Here is a 24,617-nt window from a genome sequence, read left to right on the forward strand (position 1 = left end):
AAGCGCCCTGCTTCCGGTCCGAACTGACGAATGCGAGGCCTGCCGATCGCCCCGTCCGGACGGCGGGTCCTGCTGTAGGAATAGCCGCAGGAGCAGGTAAAATGACCGTGCAGCTTTCCGCGATCACGGACCAGCCTTTGCCTGGTCACGACTGGTTTCTCGAAATGCTCCGCCAGCGGGTTGAGACAGAGCCACGGCGGCGGCCCGAACGGCCTTTCGACCTCCGGAACTTGCTCCAACGCAGTTTGAAGTACGAGATGCTGCGCCGGCGGCGCCAGCTTGCGTCTGTTGCGCAGCAGGTCCGTCACCCAGTTCGGGCCCTCGTCAGTGCCGAGCGACAGCCCCGGTATCATCTCGAGCGTCTCGCCCCAGTAGTCGCTCACGAGCTGCTGTATTCGCGAAGCTCGCAAGTGCTGCGTGCCTCTCAGCAGGCCGCGATCGGCGAGCATATGCCGGTAGTGCTGGTATTGTCCGGCCGGCCCATTCGGTTCCGGTGGCGCATCGAGAAGAGCCCGGCTCAGACGCGCTAGCTCGACCAGTTTCGGTGGCGGTGGTTTGCCGTTAGAACGGCATGACAGATCTCCGCTTTGCATTTCGGCAGCCTCGTCCGGAGACATCAACGAATGCCGTTTCCGCGGGTTCAGCTCGGCCGAGGATCTGTACAGCCACGTCCCGTGTTCGGCACAGACGAGAACGCCCGGTAGCTGCTGCCAGCGCAGCCACCACGCCTCGCCGGCCCGGTCCAGCACATCGGCGACGCAGTCCCGGCAGAATTGCAGGCTCCCGGGCATCGGCACCGGAAACGTGGACAGGCCAAGCGTGAACTGCAGCGAGGCGCCCTGCCCCTTCATCTGCCGCAGCGCCCTCTCCCGAACCGTCTGGCTCGCGAACGCGGTGTGATAGCCATAGGTCGTGGTCGAATGGATCAGCTGGTCGAGCTGCTCGTCGGGCCAACCAAAGCGCTCGGCAACAGCTGCAAGATCGCAGGGTAGGTGACACAGGGCCACGAACTGCCGCCTGCCGGCAATCGCCCGCGCGAAGCTCGCGTAAGGAGGTCTGCCCAGATAGCGGTGCAACCGCACGAGCATGCTGTAGAAGGTCTCGCCAGGATAGGGCTCGGGCAACCAGTCCATCGCTCAAGCTTCCGGCCAGATGCCGGTCAGCCCGGCTCCGCGTATAGCCTCGAGCGGCGTCAGGCCTCGCCCGGCCGCTTCTGCAACAAGCTTCCTGAGATCGCGATCCTCGAGGATGGCGGGGTCGAAAGCCACCTCGTCCTTGCGCTTCGATTTCCTGCCCCTGATGAGCTTCCGGACGTGCTCGAAGAACCCCAGAGGGTCCTCCTGAGCGTCGTGGCCCTGCGCGCGGACCTTGTCGATCAGCTGCAGGATCAGGTCGTCGCCCAGACCTTCTGTCTGCAATTTCGACCAGATCAGCTGGTAATGGTCACCCTCGGGCACCGCGATCTTCGGCGAGGTGGACCCGCCGCTAGCGATCGGCTGCTGGATCTTGTGATCCATCAGCTGCTCGAGCGCTCCCCAGTAGCTGCGATCGAAGGCATGAAGGTCGTCGAAGCGCCTGAGGCTGGAGCTGTCACCCAGGCAAAGCGCCTCGATCATGGGGCGTACCGGCGCGAAATCGGCCTCGGCAACGCCGCGTACGAACGCGGGTGTGATGACCTCATCGCGCCCGCCGCCGACCTCGCTGCGATAGATCAGCCGCAGCTGGACCGAGACGTAGAGTTTCACCAGCAGATCTAGAATGCCGCCGGTGCACTCGAAGAACGTCTCCGCCAGTTCCTCGTCGAGTTCGGTCGCGGTCTGGGTCCATTGGAACCGCCAGAGCTGCTCGAGCAGGGATCGCCACTCGCGGTCCTGCGGCCGCGGCGTCCAGACCGCACACGCAGGGCCAACCGATCGGCGCGCCATGCGCCCCGTCTTCTGGACCTGGCCAAGCACGGACAGCGTGCCCGCGAGCAGCACAGGTATCGCGAGCTGGTTCGTGAGCCGCGTGAGGAAGGTCATCAGCTGATGCTCTTCGCCCGTGTGACGGCCGATATGCTGGATCTCGTCGATGACCAGAATGCCGACGCCGTGCCAGGCAGCGGCAAGCGCCATGCGGTTCATCAGGTCGTCGTCGGAAGCCCTGCGGGGCGCTAGCAGCGCGCCATAATCGGTGCTGCCCACAAGGCGGGTCAGTTCATCGAAGAACTGCAGGCACAGACTGCGAATGGACCCGCGCTCAGGGCATTCCAGTTTGATCCATACGACCTGCCGCGGCAGGTTGGGCAGATCGGCGGCTTGCGGATAGCGCTTCAGCATCTGCTCGATGGTGCGGGTCTTGCCCATACCCGGGGCCCCGATGAGGAAACCGCTCCCCGCCCCGCTGTCGCAGCCGAGCGGCCGCGCCGGCAGGAGAAGGTCTTTCTTGCCGCGCTTCGCGAGCGCCGCCTGTCGCCGGATGAACTGGCCGCGCGACGGGTCCCGCCCCTCGTAGCCGGACCTCAGGAGCATCTCGATGCCCTCCGCGAAGCGGACATGTCGCGCGGCCGGGATGAACAGCTGCCTGAGGCGCAAGACGCAGTAGCGGCGCTCGACGTGGCGCAACGTCCGCTCGGCATCGGAGTGATGCGGCCTGCAGCCGATCTGGCGCGCCAGTTCGTTCATGGTCGCCAGCGGCGGGAGGACATCGAGATAGAGGTTCGCGGGCTGCGGGAGCGACATCAGTCGATCTCCCCCTCACCGAGATCATCGATCTGCCGATTGGAACCCAGCAAGGGCCGATCCGCTGACACGTGCTGACCGATCCGCTCGCGCAGTTCCTGCTTGGCTTCGAACCGCCGTGCGGTGCGCTCCGCGGCCTTGTTGGCACGGGCATTTTTCAGATCGCGGGGGCGCAGATCGCTCAGCCGCTCCTGGGCCGCGCCCTCGACGATGAATTGCACCCGGTTGCGGAACTCGGCGTGGTTGAGGACCTGGTCGAGGCGCCGGCCCTGCTCGGCAATACGACCCTGCCGCCGCGATGCGTGGAGCTCGTCGAACGAGAAACCAGCATAAGCCTGGCTGAACGGTGTCAGGACCGCCTGCAGCGGCTCCTTTTCGCCAGGGATGTGCAGGTACACCGCATCGACCAGCCACGGGTGCCACGACAGTTTGAGTTTTCGCAGCGTGCCTGGCGCGTCGACCGCCTCGAACCAGCCCTCGGCCTCGGCGCGCTCGCAGGTGTAGAACAGTCCATCAAAGCGCACGCCCTGGTTGGTGATCGTCCCCGTTCCCTCCGGCATCAGGGCAATCGCAAGCTCCGCGGTCTCGAACCGCTGGAGGGCGACCCGCCCCGTGCGCATGCACCAGTCCCACATCGCCGAGGCGATGGGCGGGACGCCGTCCGCGATCATCGCGCGCGATCGCCGGAATTTCTTCAGCTCCCGGTCGTTGAGATACAGGATGCAGGCCAGGACCACCTGCGTGACCTCGTCCAGATTCAGGATGGATTCGAGGCGGGGGTCGTCCTCACCGCGCTTGCCGGAGTCCTCGTCACGCGAACCTGGTACCTCGCCGCGGAATGCGCAGTTGATGAGATCGAAACGCTTCTCGCCGACGCCCTTCAGGTCCCCTCGGTAGGGGGCCGTGTTCTCGACGATAAGGCCCGATTTTTCGACAAAGCTGCTCGCCTTGTCGCCTTTGGCTTCGCCGCGATCGAACAGGTAGCGCATTGGCGCCATTCCGCTTGCCGGCCAGCGCCAGCGCCCGATTTCGAGCCCATATCGGCGGCACAGTTCGACCTTGTCTTCTACGCTACCCAGGATGGCCATGCCGGCCGCCTGCCAGCACGCTTCTTCGAGGCTGATCCAAAACCCTACGATCAGCGCGGTGAACTCGTCGACGACGATGTAAAGCACCGGTGTTCCGAGGAACGCAGTTCGGTCGTGGCGCGCAACGAGGTTGGTATCGAGTTTCGTCGCATCGATGATGAACCTGCCGCCGGCGAGATTGTTGTCCTGCGCCGCGTAAGACAGCCGCGCCCGCGAGCGCATCGCGAACTTGGCGTCGCCAAGCCTGACCTTCGCGTCCGATTTCGCTCGGTTCTGCTTCCGGTACCAATGCCGAAACTGGCGCTCTGTCGGGAGAGGCATGTTCTCGTCGACCACGAAGGTGACAGGTAGGCCGGTCTCCTCGTCCAGAACGCAGCGTGTGGAAAGCCTCTCGAGCGCGCGCCTGAACGTCTCGGCGAGAGTGATGTGACGGGACCTTTTGTAGTAGCGGTTGGTGCAGGTCTCGAACGCCTTGATCATTTCTGCCGAAAGCGCAGGCGCCCGCGCGATGCCTTCCGCAGGCTTGCGGCCCCGCGGGCCGCCTGCAGGCTTGTCTTTGCCCGGCGCGCCGCATGTCTCGAAGCGCGGCATCAGCGCGTAGATCGTCATGCCGCCCCGCCAGTAGCGGTAGAGAGCGCTATGAACGGTCTTGCTGCAGATGCCGTTCTCTCGCGCGGCGCTTGCCACGAGCCTGCTGCGGCGTGAGGAGATGAAGATCTGCTCCCCGCTTGCAATCAGCGATCTGACGATCGCGAGGTGCCGGTCAGCGCGCGTCTGCTGAGCCTCGGAGCAGACAGTGTTGGGCGGCGCGTTGAACTCCTTGCCATCGAGCGGCTCGATCCTGCCCTTCTCGACGCCCAGCGCGAGAGCCGGGAGCGAATGCTCGGCAATGACCGTCCGCGGCGCGTTCAGATCGAATAGATAGGCGCGCTCGTCAAACACGCCGACGATGCGAAAAATCCCCTGTTTGGGGATGCGCAGGATCTCGCGGACGAAAATCATCGCCGAGCGGCCGCAAACTCGAAGTCGCTGGCCCTGAGATCGGGCGAAAACTCCTTCGTCATATCGAAGACGATCACGCGGGTGGCGCACAAGTGCCGCACGCAGGCTATGAACTGCCGCTCGAGCAGCTTGCCATCGGCTTCCGCCTTGCGGGCAAGGTGCGATAACGGACGATCGCTTCCCGCGCGCAGCCGATCCGCCGTGAATGTCAGTGCATCCTCCCAGAACGCCTGTCCCTCACGAGGATCGAGCGCGTTCGACGAGAGAAACAGCCGGATATTGGCGCACCTTACCCGGTCGAGATCGCGGTCGGTGACGAGGCGCCATTCGACACCCTCCCCCTCCCAGTACCTCCGCTCGATCTCCAGCTTTTCCGCGGTGCGTGCCACAGCTTTGAGGCGTTTCGGGCTGCGAATATCGAACTCGCTCGCGCTCTTCACCGCCCGCGCATGGCGGGTTCTGCTTCGCCCATGTCCTATCTCGAACACGAAGTCGGTTGACAGCACCGCCGGCTCTTTCGTGCCCGGAACGATCGGATGCCGGATGCCGAGTTCGGCGGCGATACTTTGGGTCGCGTGCAGCGGCAGTGCGTACTGCTCGCGGATCTCGCCGACAGCGTCGCACCACTCGAGTTCTGTCAGCAGGCGCGTCTCCAGATCGCTCAGGAGGTGCCTTACGGCACCTCCCTGCAGGATCCGCGATGACCGCCCTTTCGACGGCACATCATGCACCCGCAGATGCGGCTCATGCGTGCGGGAAACGGCTGTACGCCGTCCGCTCTTCCGGCTTGCATTTCTTTGCACCACGGTACAACCTCAAGTATCGACTCGACACACATTAAGTTACTACACACGCGTGCTAGAGTCGAGTCGATGCAGTTTTAGGTATACAACACATCTGCTCATAGACGTTTTCAGGATAAGCTCTAGCGTTATGCCGACAATTACTAGACGCAGTTTTCAGGATGCGATGATGGCAAACTTCGAGGTGTTTTTGACCAATCACACGAGCCTGAAAGTCGAGCTTCACTACAGAAGCCTCGACGATCTCAGCCTGGACTTGATGGGCAAGCACCGGCCGCTCATCGGTGCTCTCCTGCAGCCTGGCGAGGATGGCTTGCGCCGGAAGATCCTGATTCATCCGGCCAAGGTGGCCTGCGTCATCGAGCTCGATTGAGTCTTTGGCACCGGCTGCCTGCATTCTGAATAGGTAGGGCGGGCAATCTCCGCGATCCGGTTCGGTGAAGGATGCGGATGATTTCCAAGATCGAAACCGCGGCGTACGACGCCGCGGATTACCTCAACGGCGCCGAGGATGTCGTCGCATACATCGATGCATACCGCGAGGACGGTTCGCCTGAGGAAACTCGTGCGGCAATGGGCGCTGTCGCTCGTACCGGTGGCATTTCAGAACTGGCGAAGCGAACCGGCATGTCAGGCGCCAGCCTTTCCAAAGTCCTTGGCGCGAACGGCAACCCGTCCTTCGAAACGGTGCGGAGCATGCTGCACGCGCTTGGCCTACGGTTGACGGTCAAAGTTTTGGAGCAGGAAACGAACTGATCGAGACGTCGTGCGCAGGCACGATGTCGGACTTCAGCCATTCGTCCGCATAGATGGGAAAGGAAGGCTGGCCCTCGAAACTCTGCAGGGACATCTCACCAGGTCAAGATCGAGGATGAGGCGGTTATGGCACTGCCAGCAGAGCGTCCAACCCCAGGCGAGCGCCGACGATCGACTCAAGGACATCCGTACCAGGCCTCAGGATAGTATCAAGATCCTCCTCGGTCGGCGTGCGCCTTTGCCTCTTCTCGACTTTTTTCCGCTTCCGCTCTTCGATCAGAATTTGCCGCTCAACTCTGACGAGGAACTCTCTGGGCTTCGAATAGATCTTGTCATCCAGGTCTTCAGACACCTTCTTCAGGATCTCGTCCTGCCGTTCGGTGATGATCTCGGCCGCGGCCATCGCGAGCCTGGCGCTTTCGACAAGGGTGTCGGCTTCGCGTGTAATTCGCTGCCGATGTTCCGCAATTTCCTCGTCGGTTGCATCGGTCAGGTCTCCCAGTTCGAGCGCCACAGGCGCCGTCTCGCTTTTCTCGCTGGCCTCCCCTTCAGCCTGCTTTCTCTCCAACTCCAGCTTTCGCGCTTCACTTGGTAGCGGCCTGAGGTCGGGGAAAGCCGCAAGCTTCGCGAAGTCTCGGCTTCTGAGTGCATCAAGATGTGCATGAACAGGCTTGAAGCACCATTCCGCTATGGCATCTATGAACCCCGGTGTGATGATCTCGTGGGCAAAGTCCTCTGAGTTTCCTGCCTTGATATCTCGTTTGCCCAACAGGATCAGTTCGCGCTGAACACGCTCGTAGAGGCTGATCGCAAGCGAGATCACGCCTTGCGAATGGTAGTATAACTGTTCGCTCAGGTCTTCGCTCAACTCGACGGGGGTTCTCGTCCACTGATACTGCCAAAGCGCCTCTGCAAACTGCCGCCAACTGCGGTCGTAGGGCAGGCGGTCCCAAACGTCGCTGGCCGCACCGCCAAATGCCAGCGCGCTCTCGAGCTCGCCTTCGACATAAGCTGCGCCTGCAAGGGTCCCGAGCAGTACGACAGGCACGTCCGCGTCGTCCTGCAGCCGCTTCAAAAGCTTCCTGACCTTCGAAACGTCACCGTTCTCGGTCGTGAGGAAATTTTGAACATCATCAATCACGAGGCAGCCTAGCGAGTGCACCTTCGCCAGTTCCACCACCGCAGCGGGCCCCAGGTCTTTGCTCGCATTCTGAGCGAGGAACGTGTCCCTGATGCGTGGATCACCTGCCACCTCCGACAGGGCCTGAAGGAACTCCGTGCAGAACAGGGCCAGGTTTGATGGGCTTGCATGCAAGTGTAGCCAGGCAATTCTCGGCGCTTGCCCTTCCCGCTCGGTCCGCTGCTCGAAAAGGTTTAGAATCTGCCGAGTGGTCCGCGTCTTACCGAGGCCCGGCATCGCGAGAAGCAACGAGCCCTGCGCTGGCTGCCGATCAGGTTGGGACACCGGCAACGTCGCGCGATAGCTGCGTTGGCCCGGTATGAGCTCCGGGCATATTTCCAGTGGCTGGGTATGAAACTTTTCCCGCTCCGCATGCTCCTCCCTGCTCTTCAGCAGCTCAATCAAGGCCAGACCGTAGCGCAACTGAAACTGCGTCGGCTCGAAGAAGTCAGCCAGTTGACGAAGCTTCTGAATCCGCAGGCTGTGCTCGAGCTGCCGATCCTCTGGAGACCACGGCGGGCGCGAAGACAGGTACGTTTTCAGCTGCATGCTATCGGGCACTGAGCGTTCACCGTATCGCATCGTCGGCCAAGTCACGATGTTGCATTCAGCGGATTTGTGCGGTCATCTTTTGCAGGCGTTGTCCCCGGTGCGCGATCGAAGTTCCTTGCCCGCAACTCCCGGCGGAGTTGCTCCTGCATGCGTTCGATGTCCAGCTCAGTCTTGCGGTTGGAGGCAGCGCTCGAGATTGCTGAGGCGCGCAGCTTTTGGGGGTTCTCGAATTCGGCGTCGTCGAGATCGGCCCTGGTTTCTTCGACAAGTTCGTGAAAGGCGACGGACGACGCGATCTCCGCTTTCACTTTTCGGCTGTTCTGCTCGAGCCGGAGTTTGTGCGCTTCGCTGAAGCTCAGGTCCTTGTAAGCAGCGTAGTCTTCGAGGAGCTCACAGCGCTCACGCGACCCGTCTTGGCGGTGCCGCCAGATCACTGAGGTGTTCGACAGGTCCCAGGAGACAACCTGCTTGTTGGCCGCACCCGTTTTGTGGGCGTAACCACCCTCGTAGAGTTCCGCACTCCGGTAATGCATCCCCTGGAAGCGCAAGCCTTTCTTCTCCGGCGTCGCGTGCCCCGTTTGCAGCAATGCGAAATCAAGTTCGGTGAGCGAAAAGCCCTTCAGCTCAGACTGGCCGTTGCTCCGCGCCCAGTTCCACATCGCCTTCGGAACAGCTGGGATCTTGGCTGCCACCATTTCCTTCGGCTGTTTGAAGCCGGAGAGCACATGATGGTTGTTGTAATAGAGAATGGCGCGAATGACGGCCCGGGTGACTTCGTCGATGTTGAACTTGGCCTTGCGACGATAATCATCGTCGCCGCGCTTCATGTGATCGAAGGCAACCGCCCCCGGCAGGATCGGCCTAAGCAGGTTGTTGATGATGTCGAAGCGCTTCTCGACCGTCCCTTTCATGTCGCCGCGGTAGCCGGCGGTATTCTCGATGATGACGCCGGTTTTCGCGACCAGATCGGACGCCTTATATCCTTCGCCCTCACCTCGGTCGGCCAATATCCGGGCCGGCATAACGTCGCGAACGGGCCACTCTTCCGGTTCGATGTCGAGACCGTAGCGACTGCAGAATTTGACCTTATCCTCCGCCACATTGCGCAAGGCGATACCGAAGGTGTGCCAGGACGCATTCTCGAAACCCAGGTACATGCCCACGATCATTCGGGAATAGACATCAATGACCAGATACAGCGTGGGGCGTCCGACGTAGCTCTCCCTGTCGATCAGCGAAACGCAGCCCACATCCAGCACCGTCGCATCGATCTCGAACCTGCTCCCGACACCGAAAAGTCTGCTCAGGCTCGAGCCGAAGCGAGCGCGCTTGGCCATATCATAGCCTGACGGACCGAGCCTTTCCTTCTCGTCGTCAGCGCTGCGACCACTGTTGTTGTACCAGTACAAGAACTGGCGATAGGACGGGACCGCAACCTTGTCGGTCCAATCCTCCTCGCCCGTGCGAAGCTCCAATCCGGCGTCCTTGTTCAGCTGAGCTGTTGCTAGGTAGCCCCGAGCCTGATCGCTGCAGAACTTGAGCGAGACGCGGTCCTTGCCCTTGTAGTAGCGGTCCGTCATCTTCTTGAAGACACCCTCGATCTCGGGTGTGATCCTGCATACTTGGCGGCCTTCGCCCACAGGACGCTTTTCCTTGCTACCGCGATAATTCTTGCGCTGACCGCGGCCGCCGACCTCCTCGTAATCAGGTATCAAAGCATCGGGCGTCATTCCCCGGCACCAGTATCGCCTGAGCAAGTTCTGGATCCTGCGTTCGGCCGAACCCTCCGCGAGCCCTTTTTTCTCCTTCCGCCGATCTGCCTTCCCAGACCTGATCAATTCGACGCGAGCCTTCGACGCTTGGGACCTGATCGCATCCACCCGGAACCGCTTGTTATAGATGCGCGGCGCAGACCTTATGAGCGGCTCGATCAGCTTCCACGCCTCGTCGCGCCGGGCGATCTGCACATCGGTGTACTGGGTCTGCGGCTTCATGCCGTCGGATCGATAGGGTTCGGTTTCGATGATGCCCTTGCTCTCGAGCTGGCGAAGGAAATCCTGGTCGGCTTGCCAAAGCTTCGTGCTGCTCTCTGACATCCGGAATAGGATCACGTGCTCACCCTGAGCGAATACAACCCGGGCACGGGTGCCCTTTGCAACCTTTTGCGTCCGAAGGTCGTGCAGGAAGGCGAAAGGACCACCGATCCGTTTGGACAGACGCTTCGGTTCCTTGGCCTTCTTGAAATGGATGATATCGCGCTGAAGAAGCATCAGGCGGCATCCAGGAAGCGGTCGTTGGACGCAGTGGTCGCAAACGGAGCTGCTGATGGGCCAGGAGCGAATTGTTCGGCCATCATGCCCGAACTGAACAGCCGGCTCATGTCGAACTCGAGGAAGCGATATTTGCACAGCAGGCGGACCGCACGCACGACAGTCTCAACCTGGATGTTGCCGGCACGCATGAAGGGCGGCCGCAATTCCAATATCCGCGCCTTCGGCTTCGCCTGCATCTCCAGATAGGTCTGGATCAATCGGTCGGTCCAGAGGTCTCCTTCGCCGGCTTCAGGATCCTCGGTGCCGAGCAACAGTTCGATATTGACCTTGCGAACCTTGCATGCGTCCTCATCGGTCACGAGATACCAGCCGCAGTTCTTCTCCGCCCAGTACCGCCTCTCGACCTCCAATCTGTCGATTGTATTGGTCACTTGGGTATTCGTTTTACCTGGCCTCTCCTTCACGGAGCGGCGAAGGGCGGAGACCGGCTTCACGGCGACCGCACGGCGCACGAGCGGTTCGTCTGGCCCAAAACGGAAGTCGACGACGAAATCGCTGGTCATGGGCAGGAGACCGCCATCACCGCTCAATTTGGGATGGTTGATGCCCATCTCGTCGGCAATCCGCTTGGTGACATCGCGTTCGAGCGGAAATTGCTCGCGGATCTCAACCACGTTGGGATGCCACATCAACTCCTGGAAGACTGCAGTTTCCAGATCCGACATCATGTGCGCTTCGCGGTCCCTGTACTTCACACGAGAGACGCGACCGATCGAAGTGAAGTCGTGGATCAGGAGGAAGGGTTTGTAATCACCCTCGAGCGAGCCGCGCTTCTCGGCTTTCAGCTTTCGTGTGACCTGCTTTTCAGTCGTGATCCGCGCCCGCTTCGGATTTGGCACCAGCATCTCCATTCTTGTCGCAGCACTGAGCCTGGAGCTCACGCGCACAATCGAGCGGAAGGACTAAGAGCCGATTCCTTACAGAACGTTGATGTTGGTGCTTTGATCGAGTGCGTAAGCGTAAGCTGTAAGTCGCCGGCCATTATCCCAATGCGAATGACCTTGTCGGACGGCTGCCTTTGGGCGGATTGGAACCACCATAGCGCCCCCCGCCCGACCTCGTCTGATGATCGATCCGCCAACGATATACATTGGAGATGAGCCGCTTCGCGCCGCCGAACTCGATCGTCGGAGACTGGGCTTCAATTGCCCCGAGAGCGGACATCAGTTGCTGAAGCTGGAACGGCCGCAAAGTCGGACGAAAGGGACTGTCCGGAATCGTCAGCAGGATTGCGGTAAGCTGCCAGTCGTTCAGATGGCATGTGCTGCGCCAACGAACGGCGCCTCCGTCGGACGATCCGGAACGGCTCCTTTCAGAGGCTCCGATTGGGATAGCGGACCTTTCAGACGGCGAGCGGCGTGTCAGCGCCCCAACTAGGTCGTTCGCCCACTCTCACCATTCTCATGAAAGCAGAATTGTGTCGATCATCGCTGAGCGCTAGCAATATGGACGTTTGCGGCTATCCTAGTTCCCGAGCGTGCCCGTGGTACGCTGCCTTTACTCGTGCTTGTCTTGCAACGAGCGAACACTACGGCGGTATCACAATCGAAGTAAAGTACTTCGCAGATTACTTGAACCTAAAGGTCCAGCATCTTTGGATCGAGTGTCAGCAACGTTGTCACTTTGCCGTCAGGAAGCCGAAATGTTTGCTCCGTCACCATGAACCGCTCGGCCATCGAGTTGTCGAACCAGTATGATGCCCTTACCTTCGCCGGCTGCCCTGGTTCGGGACCTCCCTTGAATAACGCACGGAAGCTAGGACTTTCGGGAAGCAGGTCCGGTCGTGGGAACCATCGATCGGGGATCAGAGGGGGCCTTCGGAACCAGCGCATCCCTTCCTGCGAGTGACAAACCAGCATTGACGGGAACCGGTTCGTGCTCAGCGCCCTGATGGTCGTTGCGGTCATGCTCGTCTCGAACCTGTCGGCCAATGTCTTCACAGCCGACAACGTCAAGCGGTCAACCTCCGCGATCATGGGCCTGAAGATGTATCCGGGGAGGAGCAGGTCGGATGCATAGGCGTCGGCCTGCAGTTCCGGGTTCCCAGCCGCACGCTCGCGACGTCCGTCGCTCAATGGGCGTCCGATATCCTGAGTCCGGCAGGTGAGGCAAAGCCCTCGGTGCCGATGCCAGTGGCCGAGCTCGTGCGCGACCGAGAAGCGCTTACGCCGTGGCGCGGCCCGGGAGTCGACTGTGATGATCGCGCGCTCAGCCTGGCCGACGATGCGGGCCTCGCATGACTCGAGCTGCCTATACTTGACCTTCGCCCCGAGCGACAGGGCGATCACCTCGATGTCGATCTCCTCAGGCTCGGTGATGCCAAGCGCCTGCAGCGCCTGTTCCGCGGCGGTGAGCCTAGGCGTCACGTATTGGCATCGTCGCCGGCGTCGCGCTCGAGTTCGGCGAGATCCTCCAGCAGACTTTCCTCATCGCCATCGGACTTTGCACTGCGGGCGGCCAGCGTCATGCGGAATCCCGGATCGTTGGCGGCGGCGGCGAGCTTCGCCCGCATGCGATCCGCGTCGAAGTCAAGCACCCGCGGCATGGCGCGCTCTTGGTCGATCTGCTTGCGGAGCGTCGCCAGGCGGCCCTTCCGAAGTGCCATCTCAGCCCGATTCATGGCGTTCAGCACCGCAGCGAGGTCATCCTCGCCGGTTTCCTCCGCTTCCTCGGCAGTCTCGGCGAGGATGCTCTCGATCACGAAGTCGTCGATGAGCGAGAGCCGGTCCCTGTCGCACCCGTTTTTGTCGCTCATTGCTCCCGTCCTTTCGGAAAAGCGCTCAGCAGTCTACGCTTAAGACGTTTACGAACGGTGGCGAGGCCTCTCGTGTCAACCTCAAGGAGCTGCTCCAGTTCCTCACCCATCATCCCATCGCACAAGCCCTCTACGAGAAGTTGGAGTTGCTCGTCGTCCTCGATGAGGTGGTCAATCGTCGTAAGTATCTGCCCATCATCGTGCGCCGACAGAACCATGCACTCGGGCGAAGGGCCTGAGTCCACCATCTCCGGGCCATCCGTCCCGTCCGGAAGCGAACGGACCTCCCGTTGCCCCGCAGCAATGGCGTCTATCTCGGCCGACGCGATGCTCCGGATGATCTGCACCACCACTGCGACGAAGTGGGGCCCACGCGGAACGCGCCGACTCCCGCTGACCATCCGGACGAACGCCTCCTGCATCAGATCATCGGCGGGCATGCCGCACCGGCACTCGAACCAGCAAGCGGCCTGACGGATCTTCGCGGCGTCGCTTTTGCCGAGCTGCCGGATCGTTTCCCGCACCTCATCCACCGATAGGTGATCGGCATCCTGCGTTTCCTCCTCATAGACCGCGTCCTGCACGCGCTTCTGTCCTCCTGTCTTGGTATGCGGCGCCGAACAAAATTCCGGACAAGTTTTCCCCCGTCCGAGGAAGCTCCAACACCCGCATAAGTAATTGAAGACGGCGATCGGCGACTTGGCAAGTGCCCCGATAGCCATCGATCCGATTTGGAGCAGAAGCATGGCGAAGAACTGGAAGCACGATCGGGCAGCCGATCACATCGAGAAGAAAATCAAAGACGTCGAGACGGTGACGATCGTCGACTATGTTCGCGACATGTCGCTGGAGAACATCCCGGCGAACAAGGCGTTCAGGGTCGACGGCGTGCATCTCTACGCCGACATACTGAACTTGACCGACATGCTGAACGTCACGGCGGATGAAGGTGTCACCTGCCACCGCCGCACATTGCGCTTCCTCAATCTCCATTACCGCGCCGTTCATCGCATTCTCGCGCGGTGCGACGCCCGTCGCGTCGATTTCCACAACCAACGCCTGCACGCCCTGATCGCGAAGCCCTACAATGCGGAGAACGATGCGGAGGCGAAGCGGGTTCGGCGAGCGGTGGCGATCGCCCAGCTTATCATCGACGTGCTTCATGAGACCGGGGACGACGACGAGCACATCCCCGACGCGGACGTCAGGGTGGGCATCGACACTGGCGAGGCCCTGGCAGTCAACAACGGTCGGCGCGGCGGCCGCGAACCCTTGTTCCTCGGAGAGCCGGCCAACCACGCAGCGAAGATGTCAGGCGGAGGTTCCAACCCGGGGATCTATCTCACCAACAACGCGCGTCTGGCCATCGGGCTCGCGGAAGCGGCCAGGCCGGCCAACACGCCGCTGACCACGGCCGAGATCGCATCGTGCCAGGATGCGGCGGATCTCGGGGTGTCGAAGGAAACCATAATGGCGGAATGGCGCGAGGACCTTCGAAAGAACCCGATAGGCTCCTTTGAGTTTTCGCGCCACACGCCGCCGCTGCGCACCCTCGATATGACGACGCTCACGCCCGCCAACACCAAACGGCAGGAGTCGGCGTCGGTCTATGCCGACATCGACGGCTTCACTGCCTACGTCGCGCGCCACATCGAGGAAACACCCGAAGATGTGGTCCGCGTGTTCCACGTCATCAGGGCCGAGTTGGATCGGGTGTTTACCTGCGACTTCGACGGCCGTCGTATCCGCTTCATCGGCGACTGCCTGCATGGCCTGCTCTGCGATGGCACCGTCCACACGACCGACGACAAGGAGACGGTCAGCACCGCGACGCTCTGCGCAGGAGCCTTGCGATCCAGCTTCGAACTGGCGCTCGAGAAGCTCGGCGATGAGGGGATCGACACCGACAGCCTGGGTCTCGCTATCGGCTTCGAGTTCGGGCCCATGACCATCACGAGGCTCGGCATGCAGGGCGACCGAGTCCGCTGCTCGGTCAGCCGCGGCGTCCTCACATCCGAGGCGGAACAGACGAGGTGCTCCGGCGACGAAACCGCCATTGGACCGCTGGCGCATGATGCCGGGACGAAGGCTGTGCGCGACCTGTTCGGCTCTGGTCGCAAGGTGAAGAGCCTCGACTATAATGAGGCCGTGGAGGTGCTTGCGGAGAAGGGGGACGACACGGCGTTGGCGGCGAAGCGCGCGGCCTTTTCCACGCCGGCCATCGCAGCGGCTTCGGAGCGCATCATCCGGCCCTACTCGGAGCGCAAGTGAGCCTATGTCGCCGAGCGACGACCTCGATATCATAGCGTCGTGCGCGGCGGAGTTCGGTGCCGTGGAGATCGCCCGCACGCGCCTCGAGCTGAAGGTTCAGTTGCCGGTTCCGCTCGCCGATGGTCGGAGCCACAGCTACCGTCTTGTGATCGCAATCTTCCGCGGTGTTGCCACTGCGCAGGAGGAGAAGCCCCACCTGCTTCCCGAGTTCTGTCCGGCGCGACACATAAACCGCGACGGTAGTTTCTGCTTGTTCTGGCGGGCGGTGGACGACATCGTCATCGACAACGTCTCGGCAGCCCGCATGTGGTGGGAGACGTTGATCCGCTTCCTGCAGCAGCAGGTCAGAGCCGCGCGGCTTCGCCACTGGCCTGATGCCAAGGGACGAGCTCACGGTGAGAAGGCCGCGATCCATCAACTGCGCGCTGAACGTGCGGCTGGCCGGCTCGGCGCGCCGTTCCCTGAAGATCTGGCTGACGGGCGTTTGATCGTTGAGGTGTCCAACAGCAGCGGGCATGGACCAGCGGTGCGGCTGCTGCACAACGGCCGCCGATTGTATTCGGTTTGGCGCCGCGACCGGCGCGTTGTGAACCAGCGGCAGCCATGCCTCTGCCCGAAGGGTGCGCAGCGTCGGCCCATCGTCCTGAAATCATGTGGCGACCACGGCGGGGCGGCCGCCGACTTGGCGCTCGAGTTGCAGTCGATGGCCGAGGAGGAACGCCGATTCTGGAATGATTTCGAGAGTACCCAGTGTTGTGGAACGATGGACGGCTGTCCGCTCGCGAAGAGGGAATCGTCCGTCCGTGCCGAACGAGTCGGTTGATCAGGAGTTGATGAATGACGACCTTGAAGGATAGGTTCGATAAGGCCGGTGTCTTGGAGGCACTTCTCAGGCAGAGGCTGGTGCGCAACGACAGGGATCTGGCGCAGAAGTTCGCTGACGCCGGTCGGCTCGTCGAATGTCCGCCTGGAGAGGTGCTCATCGAGCAGGGCGGCTGGGACAACGACCTGTACTTCATCCTCGTCGGCGAATTCCATGCGTTCGTGAACGGGCAGAACAAGCAGACGCGGGTGGCCGGCGAATCCGTCGGCGAGATCGCGGGGTTGAGTCGTTCGCGACCACGGACAGCAACCCTTCGCGCATCCAAGCCGAGCCTCGTCCTGAAGGTTACTCTGCAGGATATCGACAAGATCGTCGGCTCGGACGTGGAATTCTGGAAGGCGACCGCAGATGCGGTTGCGGATCAGCTGGACCACCGGAATCTGGAATGCGGCGCCGTCAATGAGCACCCCCGCATCTTCGTGATCTCGTCGAGCGAAGGCATCGAGGTGGCCCGCTCGATCCGAAAGAATCTCGATGGGGACGACATGGCCGTCTACCTCTGGGATCAGGGGACGTTCGCCGTCTCCGAATATCCGATTAGCTCCCTTGAGGACGCGATCGAACGGGCGGACTTCACCATCGCTGTTGCCAGAGCGGACGACGCACTCGTGTCGCGCGGCAATAGCCACAATGTTCCGCGCGACAACGTGCACTTCGAATACGGCATCTCGGTGGGCCGTCTGGGTCGGGAACGTTCCTTCCTGCTCGTGGACGCAGGCGCTGAGGTGAAGCTGCCATCGGACTTGGCGGGACTCACAACGTTGCGTTACCAGAGCACTGATAAGGACAAGTTGACGCGAACCGTCGCGAAAGCCTGCGATGATATGCGTGAGCGCATAGAGTTCATTGGCGTCCGCCGCGATCGGCCCGCAAGCTGAAGCTGCTAGATTGCCTTGGTACAATTGTGACTGAACGAACGACTGCTCGAAGCGACGCCGTTTGTCGGCTCGAACGACCGCTTTTATCGGCGGATACCGCCCCGACGCCTCATGTGCGAGAACCGGATATCCGGACAAGGAAGCTGTAGTCCAATCAGCTTACTTGGGGACCACTGCGAACTGCTGGAGCGGCGCTAGCTCCGGGGCTGAGCTGCTCCTTGCGGATTGTGTCAGTCCCTTCCGCAATTTGCGCCATGGGCTATTGTTCGACCATATTCCTAGCCTTGCTAACGAGCTACGTGAGGTGACCAAATGGACTCTCGGGGACTTGAGGTGTTCATCTGCGCAGTGCGCAAGGGCAGTCTTTCCGCCGCAGCCCGGCACCTCAAGCTGACGGCAATGTCAGCCACGAGGCGGCTGGCCACGCTGGAAGAAGAACTGGGGGTTCGCCTGCTTCACCGCACTTCTCGGTCGCTGGCACTTACGCCCGAGGGCGAGGCGTTTCTCCCGTTCGCGTCCGAGATGCTTGACACCCAGGAAGCTGCGCTGGCGACGCTCAGTCCTACTGAAGGCGGCGCGACTGGGCTGCTTCGTGTGACGGCAACCGCGACCCTCGGTCGCAAGAGGATCATGCCGATCGTTAATGAACTCCTCGAAGAGAATCCGCGCCTCCGGATCGATCTCGACTTGAATGATGCCATGGTCGATATCGTTGCATCCGGCGTGGACCTTGCGATCAGAATTGCGCCACTCAAGGACTCAGGGCTGATTGCCCGGCGGCTCGCCGATAATCCCAAGCTGATCTATGCTGCCCCTGCGTACCTGGAACGGCACGGCGCGCCCCGGACCATCGAAGATCTGGCGAACCATGAATGCCTGACATTCACCAACTTCACCCATTGGCAGTTCGTCGTGGATGGCAAGGAGCGATCGGTACCGGTGAGCGGTCGTTTCTCGTCGAGCAGCGTGGACGGATTCCTGTCGGCTTGTGTCTCGGGGTTCGGATTGGCGCAGCTCTCCGCCTGGGACGCAGAGGACGAGGTGGCGAATGGACGGCTAGTGCCTGTTCCGATTGAGGATGCATCACCGCGCGACCTCGCTATCTGGGCGGTCTTTCCGTCGCGGCGGCAAGTCTTGCCCAAGCTCCGTGTTTTCCTGGAGAGGTTCCAGAAAAGCCTAGCCTAACCTGTGGCTAACCACTTCGTAGGTAGGGGCGCGCGGGACTTTGCCCGATCCGACAAAGTCGCCAAGTCAGTGCATTCGGTTTCCGCAGCGGCGAACAAGCGCGTGTTAGTGGCCTCAGTTAGCATAACGCTGCACGTTACCGTGCTTCACTTTTAACGGATATAGTAACGTCAGAGGGGGCGATTTACATCCTTGCCATCGATAACCAGCGAGGTTCACATGGCACAGGAAACGCTCTTCACTCCGCTCCAGCTCGGCGCGCTCACGCTCAAGCACCGCGTAGTCATGGCCCCACTCACCCGCATGCGCGCGAAGCAGCCGGGCGACGTTCCGCATCAACTCAATGCCGAGTACTACGGGCAGCGCGCCAGCACTGGCGGGCTCCAGATTAGCGAAGCGACCGACATCACGCCCCAGGCGCATGGTTATCGCTGGGTGCCCGGCATCTACTCGGAAGAACAGATCGCCGGTTGGCGCCTCGCTACGGATGCCGTGCACGCGAAGGGTGGGTACTTCTTCAATCAGATATGGCATGTGGGCCGCGTTTCGCATTCGACGATGCAGCCGCAAGGCGCACTCCCGGTCGCGCCGTCGGCGATCGCTGTTTCCGGCGATCACATGGATGCCCAGGGTAACGCGGTTCCGTTCGAGACTCCGCGTGCTCTTGAGACTGCAGAGATTGCCGCGATCATCGGCGATTTCGTCCAGGCCGCCCGCAACTCACGCAGAGCCGGCTTTGACGGTGTCGAGATCCACGGCGCCAATGGCTATCTGCTGGACCAGTTCCTGCACGATGGCAGCAACCAGCGCATTGATGACTACGGTGGATCGATCGAGAACCGTTCTCGTCTGCTTCTCGAAGTCGTCGATGCAGTCGCAGCGGAGATCGGTGCGGGTCGTGTGGGTGTTCGGCTGTCGCCCTGGAGCGGCATCCTGGACATGAAGGACTCCACCGGTCTTGCACTCTGGGAGTACGTGACTGCGGAGCTTGGCAAGCGGAATATCGCCTACCTCCACCTGATCGAACCGCGCGCCGACTTTACGAACGACGAGAAGCCGCTCGACATGGATGCGCCCGATGTCGCGGCGCTGTTCAAGAAGGCGTTCGGTGGTCCGATCATCTCTGCCGGCGGATTTCTTCCGGAGACTGCGGCAGCAGCCGTTGCCTCGGGAAACTCCGATGCCATCGCATTCGGCCGTCCGTTCATCGCGAACCCGGACTTGCCCGAGCGCATCCGCAGAGGCGCTCCGCTGAACAGGCACAACCGGGCGACCTTCTATGGCGGCGGAGCCGAAGGATACACCGACTACCCGTTTCTCGTTGCCGCGCAGGCTGCCTGACTGATCGGGAGGCCGGTCAGGCCCGGTCTCCCTCCAGCGATGGAGAATTCCCATGGCGTACAAGAGCACCAATCCCGCGACCGGCGAGACCGTTGCGGAGTTTCCCAACCACTCCGACGAGGAGATCGAGAACGCCCTTGCACAGGCGGACGCGGTCTACAGGTCGGACTGGTCGCGAGGACCTATCGAACGGCGGCTGGCGGTTCTGTCACGATTGGCCGATCTGGTCGACAGAAGGGCGGAGGAACTGGCGCGAGTTGCCGTTCGCGAGATGGGCAAGCGCATTTCCGAGGCGCGTTGGGAAGTCGAGGAAACCGCGAGGATCGCGCGCCACTTTGCCGACAATGCTGCGAGGATGCTGGCGCCCGAGAAGATCGAGACCGACCAGGGAGATGCCTGGATCGAGTTCCATCCGATCGGCGTCGTGGTCGCCATCGAACCCTGGAACTTTCCTTACTACCAACTGGTGCGTGTGGCCGCTCCCGCGATCGCGACCGGCAATCCCGTGCTGGTCAAGCCAGCAGGAATAGTGCCGCAATGTGCGAGGTTATTCGAAGAGCTGATCCTTGAAGCGCGTGCTCCCAAGGGCGTCTGGACGACGGTGTTTGCGGGTAAGGACCAGGTGGCCAAGCTGCTGCAGGACGACCGCGTCCAGGGCGTCACGCTGACCGGCTCCGAACAGGCTGGCAGTATCGTGGCCGCCGAAGCTGGTCGTAACCTCAAGAAGTCGGTGCTCGAGCTGGGCGGTTCGGACATCTTCGCCGTGCTGGACGATGCGGATCTCGACTACGCCGCCGAGGCGGGTGCAGCCGGCCGGCTGACGGTTGCCGGACAGGTTTGCACCGCGGCGAAGCGCTTTCTTGTTCACGAGAGGGTGGCGGACAGCTTCATCGAGAAGCTCGCGCAAAGGTTCAAAGCGATGCGAGTGGGCGATCCCATGGATGAGAGTGTCGGTCTCGGCCCTCTGTCCTCGATGGCTGCGCGCGACAGCCTCGCCGAGCAGGTTCGTAATGCGGTCGCGGCGGGCGCTCGTGTCCTCCATGGCGGCAACCCGGTTCAGGGCGATGGCGCCTATTTCGAGCCGACGATCCTGACCGACGTCCGACGGGACAATCCGGCCTATTTCGAGGAGTTCTTCGGACCGGTTGCACAAGTCCACATCGTTCCCGACGACGACGCGCTGGTCGAGCTGGCGAACGACTCCCCATATGGCCTGGGCGGGTCCATCTTCTCGGCCGACATTGCCCGAGCCAAGGCACTCGCATCGCGGATCGAGGCGGGCATGGTCTGGATCAATGCGATGACCGGCGGCGGCCCGGAACTGCCGTTCGGAGGCGTAAAGCGTTCCGGATACGGCCGTGAGCTAGCCGAGAGCGGTATCAAGGAGCTGATCAATCAGAAGCTCGTGGTGGTGGCGCCCACCAGACAGGCCGCGTGACCTATCCATCCGGGCGAGAAGTCGGAGCGGTTCCGACCTCCTACCCTTCATCGTGCTCTGGGCGGCCCCTTCTGGTTGAGGTTCGAAGCGCCGCACCAGGGCTCGGCGAAGGTCCCACCTGAGACCGATGGTCCCTTCCCGTCGCACTCTTCCCGTGCGCCATGACGCGGCGCGTCGGTCTCCGGAACACGTCCCGTGCGCACAAGGAACCAAAGCGATGCTCTCATCGCCTGCAACCAATCAACTCCCGGCCTTCTCATGTCTACCTTGCCTCACCCGAGACCAAGAGGGATATATATGGGGCGCAATCGCTGCGCTGATCTGGGGCGGCTTCTTCGCATATTCGCGCCTCGGCATTGAGGCAGGCCTCAACGCGGCCGACCTCGCCTTCCTGCGCTACGGCACGGCAGGCGCACTGATGCTGCCTTGGCTGTTGCGCAGGGACGTGAGGTCGCTCGGCGGCGTCGGCTGGTTGCGCGGAGCGGTGTTCGCGCTGCTCGCCGGTCCGCTGTTCGTCCTGGTGAGCGCTGCCGGCTTTGCCTTTGCGCCCCTTGCACACGGTGCAGTGATCCAGCTCGGCACCGTGACGCTGATGGGCACCGTCCTAGCCAGAGCCTTTCTTGATGAGCGGGTCGGCATCATGCGCGCCATCGGACTTGCGGTGATCGTCGCCGGTCTTGCCATCACTGTCGGGCCTGGTCTGCTCGACGGCGGCTCGCAGGCTTGGAAAGGAGACCTGCTGTTCGCCGGTGCCGGCCTGATGTGGGCACTGTTCACCCTGCTGCAGCACCGCTGGTCCGCCGACCCCATGGCAACCACCGCAGCGATCTCGGTCCTCTCGCTCCTGGTCTATGCTCCTGCCTACCTTCTCATTCGCGGCCCGCAGGCTCTGATTGCCGCAGGCCCGTTTATGGTGATGGAGTTCGCCATCGTGCTGGGCGTGTTCTCGGGCATCGTTTCGCTATTCGCTTTCGGCCGTGCGGTGAGCTGTCTGGGGGCGGCTCGGGCCTCGCTTTTCCCCGCTCTTGCGCCGGGCGTCGCGATCCTCCTTGGCGTGCCGCTGGCTGGCGAGATGCCGACGCTGACGCAGGTCGCAGGCGTGGTCGTCCTGACTGCCGGCCTCATGCTGTCAATCAGACAGCGCAGCGCCGGCTAAGTTCCGACGGCGGAACCTGTTTCGTATGAGGCGAGTGATCTTGCGGGAAACGGTAACGAGGGCGCGGCCACCGGGCACGAGCTTGGCCGCCGTAGCCTCGAACGGATACACACTGCATTGAAGCCGAGCACCCATGCATGTTCAGTGCTGGCGCGACGAGCGAGCGAGTTCGCGCGCGAGGTCGACGAAAACCTTGAACGCCGCAGGCGGATTGCGTCGGCTTGGATAATAGAGGCACAGGGGCGAAAGCGGAGGTGTCCATTGCTCGAGAATGCGTACGAGCCGGCCTGCCTCGATGTCGTCGCGCACGTCGGATTCCATGAAAAAGCCGATGCCCACGGATTCAAGCACGGCGATGCGCGCCAGACTTGCCTCGTCGAGGGTGATCGGACCGTCTACATCGACCTGCACGGGCTGCCCTTCCGCCTCAAATTGCCAGCGGAACATCGCTCCGTAGGGCAACCGCGTGCGAATGCAGGCATGCGCGAGAAGGTCGGACGGGACACGCGGCCGGTCGCGATCCTCGAAATAGGAAGGCGTGGCCACCACGGCATATCGCCTGGATGGCCCCAGGGGGATCGCAATCATGTCCGTCGGGACGAGATTCTCGCTGCGCACTCCGAAATCGAACCCAGCCGCCACGATGTCGACGAGCTTCCCTTCGGTCACGATGTCGATGTGAACTTGGGGAAAGCGCCGCAGGTACTCGATCACCAACGGCGCGATGATCTCGCGCCCGGCTGTCGCGAATGTGTTGATGCGCAGCGTGCCGGACGGCGTCTCCTGCTGAGAGCGCACGGTATCGAGAGCCTGGTGAATGTCCGTCAGAGCAGGCGTGACCTGATCGACAAACCGTCGTCCGGCATCCGTCAGCGAAACACTGCGCGTCGTGCGATTGAAAAGGCGCACGCCAAGCTGCCCCTCCAGCTTCGCAATCGCGTTGCTGAGCGCGCTCGTCGACATTCCTAGATCGAGCGCGGCGGCGCGGAAGGATCCCCTCCGGCTTATCGCGAGGACCGCATCGAAATCGGTGAGGTTGTAGTTCCGCATTGTCCCGAAAGCCGCAATTCCCCGTACCGCTTTATCCCACTTATTCGAACGCCGTTGAAGCCCTAATTCGTGACCGGACGGGAACCGCTGAGAACGCGGGACCAAACTGGAGGCACCAATGACCATCGAACTACCGGGCGCGATCGCAGCCTATTTTTCCGCCGACAAGCAGGGCGATACGCGGGCGATCTCGGATTGCTTTACGCAGGACGCGATCGTCGTCGACGAAGGCAACACCTACACCGGCCGGGATGCGATCCGGCAGTGGATCGCGAATGCGTCCACGCAGTACACCTATACTGCCGAGCCCTTCGCGCTTGCGGAAGAAGGCGGACGAACCATCGTCACTAGCCATCTTGTCGGCAACTTTCCTGGAAGTCCGGTGGACCTGCGATATTTCTTCGTTCTTCAGGATGACAAGATCGCCGAACTGGAGATCGTCCCATGATCCCGTTCGTGAACCTGGGGGGCAAGCGGGCCCTCATCACCTCCGGCACGCGGGGCGCGGGAGCTGCCACGGTAGCCCTGTTCCAAGAACTCGGCGCCCGCGTTTTGACCAGTGCCCGAAGCAACCCGGACAAGCTGTCAGACGAGCAGTTCTTTGCTGCGGATCTTACGCGTCCGGAAGGTTGCATCGGACTTGCCGCTGCCGTGCGCGAACGGCTCGGCGGCGTGGACATCATAGTTCATATGCTGGGCGGCTCGTCGGCACCGGCCGGTGGCTATGAGGCGTTGTCCGATCAGGAGTGGAGACAGGAACTCGACCTCAACCTCATGCCGGCGATCCGTCTCGACCGCGAGCTTGTTCCCGCCATGGAGGCGCGCGGGTCAGGTGTCGTGATCCACGTGACCTCGATCCAGCGAGAACTGCCACTGCCGGAGGCGACCACCGCCTACGCAGCCGCGAAGGCGGCCCTGTCGACCTACAGCAAGAGCCTTTCGAAACAGGTCTCGCCCAAGGGCGTGCGGGTCGTGCGGGTCTCCCCCGGCTGGATCGAGACCGAAGCTTCGGTCGACCTGGCCAGGCGCCTTGCGTCAGAGCATGGGGTCGACGTCGAGCAAGGCAAGCAGATGATCATGGACTCGCTTGGCGGAATACCCATCGGCCGACCATCAAGGCCCGAAGAGGTAGCGAACCTTATCGCCTTCCTCGCGTCAGACCGCGCCGGCACCATTACCGGTACGGAATACGTGATCGACGGCGGGACGGTGCCCACGGCTTGAGG

22 protein-coding genes are annotated in these 24,617 nt (G+C 62.0%); 11 read left to right on the forward strand and 11 right to left on the reverse strand.

Going from position 1 to position 24,617, the window contains the following annotated elements; translation table 11 throughout:
* From D2V04_RS17755 to D2V04_RS07270, 4 genes are all read right to left on the reverse strand, one after another.
* Positions 1-1,133: TnsD family Tn7-like transposition protein (locus tag D2V04_RS17755; RefSeq protein WP_147391763.1), on the reverse strand; the 1,133-nt coding region annotated here is incomplete at its 3' end.
* Between the two features lie 3 nt (positions 1,134-1,136).
* On the reverse strand, positions 1,137-2,720 hold the full coding sequence (locus D2V04_RS07260; RefSeq protein WP_119512646.1) for an AAA family ATPase: 1,584 nt from the start codon (positions 2,718-2,720) through the stop codon (positions 1,137-1,139).
* Complete coding sequence (locus tag D2V04_RS07265) at positions 2,720-4,810, reverse strand: hypothetical protein (RefSeq protein WP_119512647.1); 2,091 nt, start codon at positions 4,808-4,810, stop codon at positions 2,720-2,722. Before D2V04_RS07265 ends, D2V04_RS07260 begins: the two co-directional genes overlap by 1 nt.
* The gene (locus D2V04_RS07270; RefSeq protein ID WP_182849697.1) at positions 4,807-5,532 is read right to left on the reverse strand and encodes a TnsA endonuclease N-terminal domain-containing protein; all 726 of its coding nucleotides are present in this window, start codon (positions 5,530-5,532) and stop codon (positions 4,807-4,809) included. The genes D2V04_RS07265 and D2V04_RS07270 overlap by 4 nt, the downstream gene beginning before the upstream one ends.
* A 250-nt stretch (positions 5,533-5,782) precedes the next feature.
* Here D2V04_RS07270 and D2V04_RS07275 point away from each other — a divergent pair, with 250 nt between their 5' ends.
* Both D2V04_RS07275 and D2V04_RS07280 read left to right on the forward strand, forming a co-directional pair.
* Positions 5,783-5,986: a hypothetical protein gene (locus tag D2V04_RS07275; protein ID WP_147391789.1), complete on the forward strand. Its 204-nt coding sequence runs from the start codon at positions 5,783-5,785 to the stop codon at positions 5,984-5,986.
* Between the two features lie 77 nt (positions 5,987-6,063).
* The gene (locus tag D2V04_RS07280) at positions 6,064-6,369 is read left to right on the forward strand and encodes an addiction module antidote protein (protein ID WP_119512952.1); all 306 of its coding nucleotides are present in this window, start codon (positions 6,064-6,066) and stop codon (positions 6,367-6,369) included.
* 124 nt (positions 6,370-6,493) lie between these two features.
* Here D2V04_RS07280 and D2V04_RS07285 read toward each other — a convergent pair whose 3' ends face one another.
* The 6 genes from D2V04_RS07285 to D2V04_RS07310 form a co-directional block, all read right to left on the reverse strand.
* Positions 6,494-8,098 carry an AAA family ATPase gene (locus D2V04_RS07285; RefSeq protein WP_182849698.1) on the reverse strand — a complete coding sequence of 535 codons (1,605 nt, stop codon included), beginning with the start codon at positions 8,096-8,098 and terminating at the stop codon, positions 6,494-6,496.
* Between the two features lie 44 nt (positions 8,099-8,142).
* A complete protein-coding gene (locus D2V04_RS07290) occupies positions 8,143-10,371 on the reverse strand; it encodes a DDE-type integrase/transposase/recombinase (RefSeq protein WP_119512651.1) in 2,229 nt (742 codons plus the stop codon).
* On the reverse strand, positions 10,371-11,285 hold the full coding sequence (locus D2V04_RS07295) for a TnsA endonuclease N-terminal domain-containing protein (protein WP_119512652.1): 915 nt from the start codon (positions 11,283-11,285) through the stop codon (positions 10,371-10,373). The genes D2V04_RS07290 and D2V04_RS07295 overlap by 1 nt, the downstream gene beginning before the upstream one ends.
* Before the next feature lie 726 nt (positions 11,286-12,011).
* Complete coding sequence (locus D2V04_RS07300) at positions 12,012-12,800, reverse strand: ImmA/IrrE family metallo-endopeptidase (protein ID WP_119512653.1); 789 nt, start codon at positions 12,798-12,800, stop codon at positions 12,012-12,014.
* Positions 12,797-13,189, reverse strand: a complete 393-nt coding sequence (locus tag D2V04_RS07305; protein ID WP_119512654.1) for a hypothetical protein — start codon at positions 13,187-13,189, stop codon at positions 12,797-12,799. Before D2V04_RS07305 ends, D2V04_RS07300 begins: the two co-directional genes overlap by 4 nt.
* The gene (locus tag D2V04_RS07310; RefSeq protein WP_147391790.1) at positions 13,186-13,773 is read right to left on the reverse strand and encodes an RNA polymerase sigma factor; all 588 of its coding nucleotides are present in this window, start codon (positions 13,771-13,773) and stop codon (positions 13,186-13,188) included. Before D2V04_RS07310 ends, D2V04_RS07305 begins: the two co-directional genes overlap by 4 nt.
* Before the next feature lie 94 nt (positions 13,774-13,867).
* Between D2V04_RS07310 and D2V04_RS07315 the strand changes: the two genes are divergently transcribed.
* From D2V04_RS07315 to D2V04_RS07345, 7 genes are all read left to right on the forward strand, one after another.
* Positions 13,868-15,460, forward strand: a complete 1,593-nt coding sequence (locus tag D2V04_RS07315; RefSeq protein WP_228766313.1) for a nucleotidyl cyclase domain-containing protein — start codon at positions 13,868-13,870, stop codon at positions 15,458-15,460.
* Positions 15,461-15,464: 4 nt separating this feature from the next.
* The gene (locus D2V04_RS07320) at positions 15,465-16,283 is read left to right on the forward strand and encodes an E2 domain-associated cysteine-rich protein (protein WP_119512657.1); all 819 of its coding nucleotides are present in this window, start codon (positions 15,465-15,467) and stop codon (positions 16,281-16,283) included.
* A 14-nt stretch (positions 16,284-16,297) separates the two neighbouring features.
* Positions 16,298-17,221 carry a TIR domain-containing protein gene (locus D2V04_RS07325; RefSeq protein WP_119512658.1) on the forward strand — a complete coding sequence of 308 codons (924 nt, stop codon included), beginning with the start codon at positions 16,298-16,300 and terminating at the stop codon, positions 17,219-17,221.
* Positions 17,222-17,554: 333 nt separating this feature from the next.
* A complete protein-coding gene (locus tag D2V04_RS07330; protein ID WP_228766314.1) occupies positions 17,555-18,406 on the forward strand; it encodes a LysR family transcriptional regulator in 852 nt (283 codons plus the stop codon).
* Between the two features lie 219 nt (positions 18,407-18,625).
* Positions 18,626-19,747, forward strand: coding sequence for an alkene reductase (locus D2V04_RS07335; RefSeq protein ID WP_119512660.1), 1,122 nt, complete (start codon positions 18,626-18,628; stop codon positions 19,745-19,747).
* A 52-nt stretch (positions 19,748-19,799) separates the two neighbouring features.
* On the forward strand, positions 19,800-21,185 hold the full coding sequence (locus D2V04_RS07340; RefSeq protein WP_119512661.1) for an NAD-dependent succinate-semialdehyde dehydrogenase: 1,386 nt from the start codon (positions 19,800-19,802) through the stop codon (positions 21,183-21,185).
* Positions 21,186-21,402: 217 nt separating this feature from the next.
* A complete protein-coding gene (locus D2V04_RS07345) occupies positions 21,403-22,341 on the forward strand; it encodes a DMT family transporter (protein ID WP_182849699.1) in 939 nt (312 codons plus the stop codon).
* Between the two features lie 141 nt (positions 22,342-22,482).
* On the opposite strand, the gene D2V04_RS07350 is transcribed toward D2V04_RS07345, so the two are convergent.
* On the reverse strand, positions 22,483-23,391 hold the full coding sequence (locus D2V04_RS07350; protein WP_119512663.1) for a LysR family transcriptional regulator: 909 nt from the start codon (positions 23,389-23,391) through the stop codon (positions 22,483-22,485).
* Between the two features lie 118 nt (positions 23,392-23,509).
* Between D2V04_RS07350 and D2V04_RS07355 the strand changes: the two genes are divergently transcribed.
* Together D2V04_RS07355 and D2V04_RS07360 are read left to right on the forward strand one after the other, a co-directional pair.
* Entirely contained in the window at positions 23,510-23,839 is a 330-nt protein-coding gene (locus D2V04_RS07355) for a nuclear transport factor 2 family protein (protein ID WP_119512664.1), read from the forward strand.
* Positions 23,836-24,615: an SDR family oxidoreductase gene (locus tag D2V04_RS07360; RefSeq protein ID WP_119512665.1), complete on the forward strand. Its 780-nt coding sequence runs from the start codon at positions 23,836-23,838 to the stop codon at positions 24,613-24,615. The genes D2V04_RS07355 and D2V04_RS07360 overlap by 4 nt, the downstream gene beginning before the upstream one ends.
* The last annotated feature ends 2 nt before the right edge of the window (positions 24,616-24,617 follow it).

The sequence above is a fragment of the Pelagerythrobacter aerophilus genome (assembly GCF_003581645.1).
GTDB classification, from domain to species: domain Bacteria; phylum Pseudomonadota; class Alphaproteobacteria; order Sphingomonadales; family Sphingomonadaceae; genus Pelagerythrobacter; species Pelagerythrobacter aerophilus.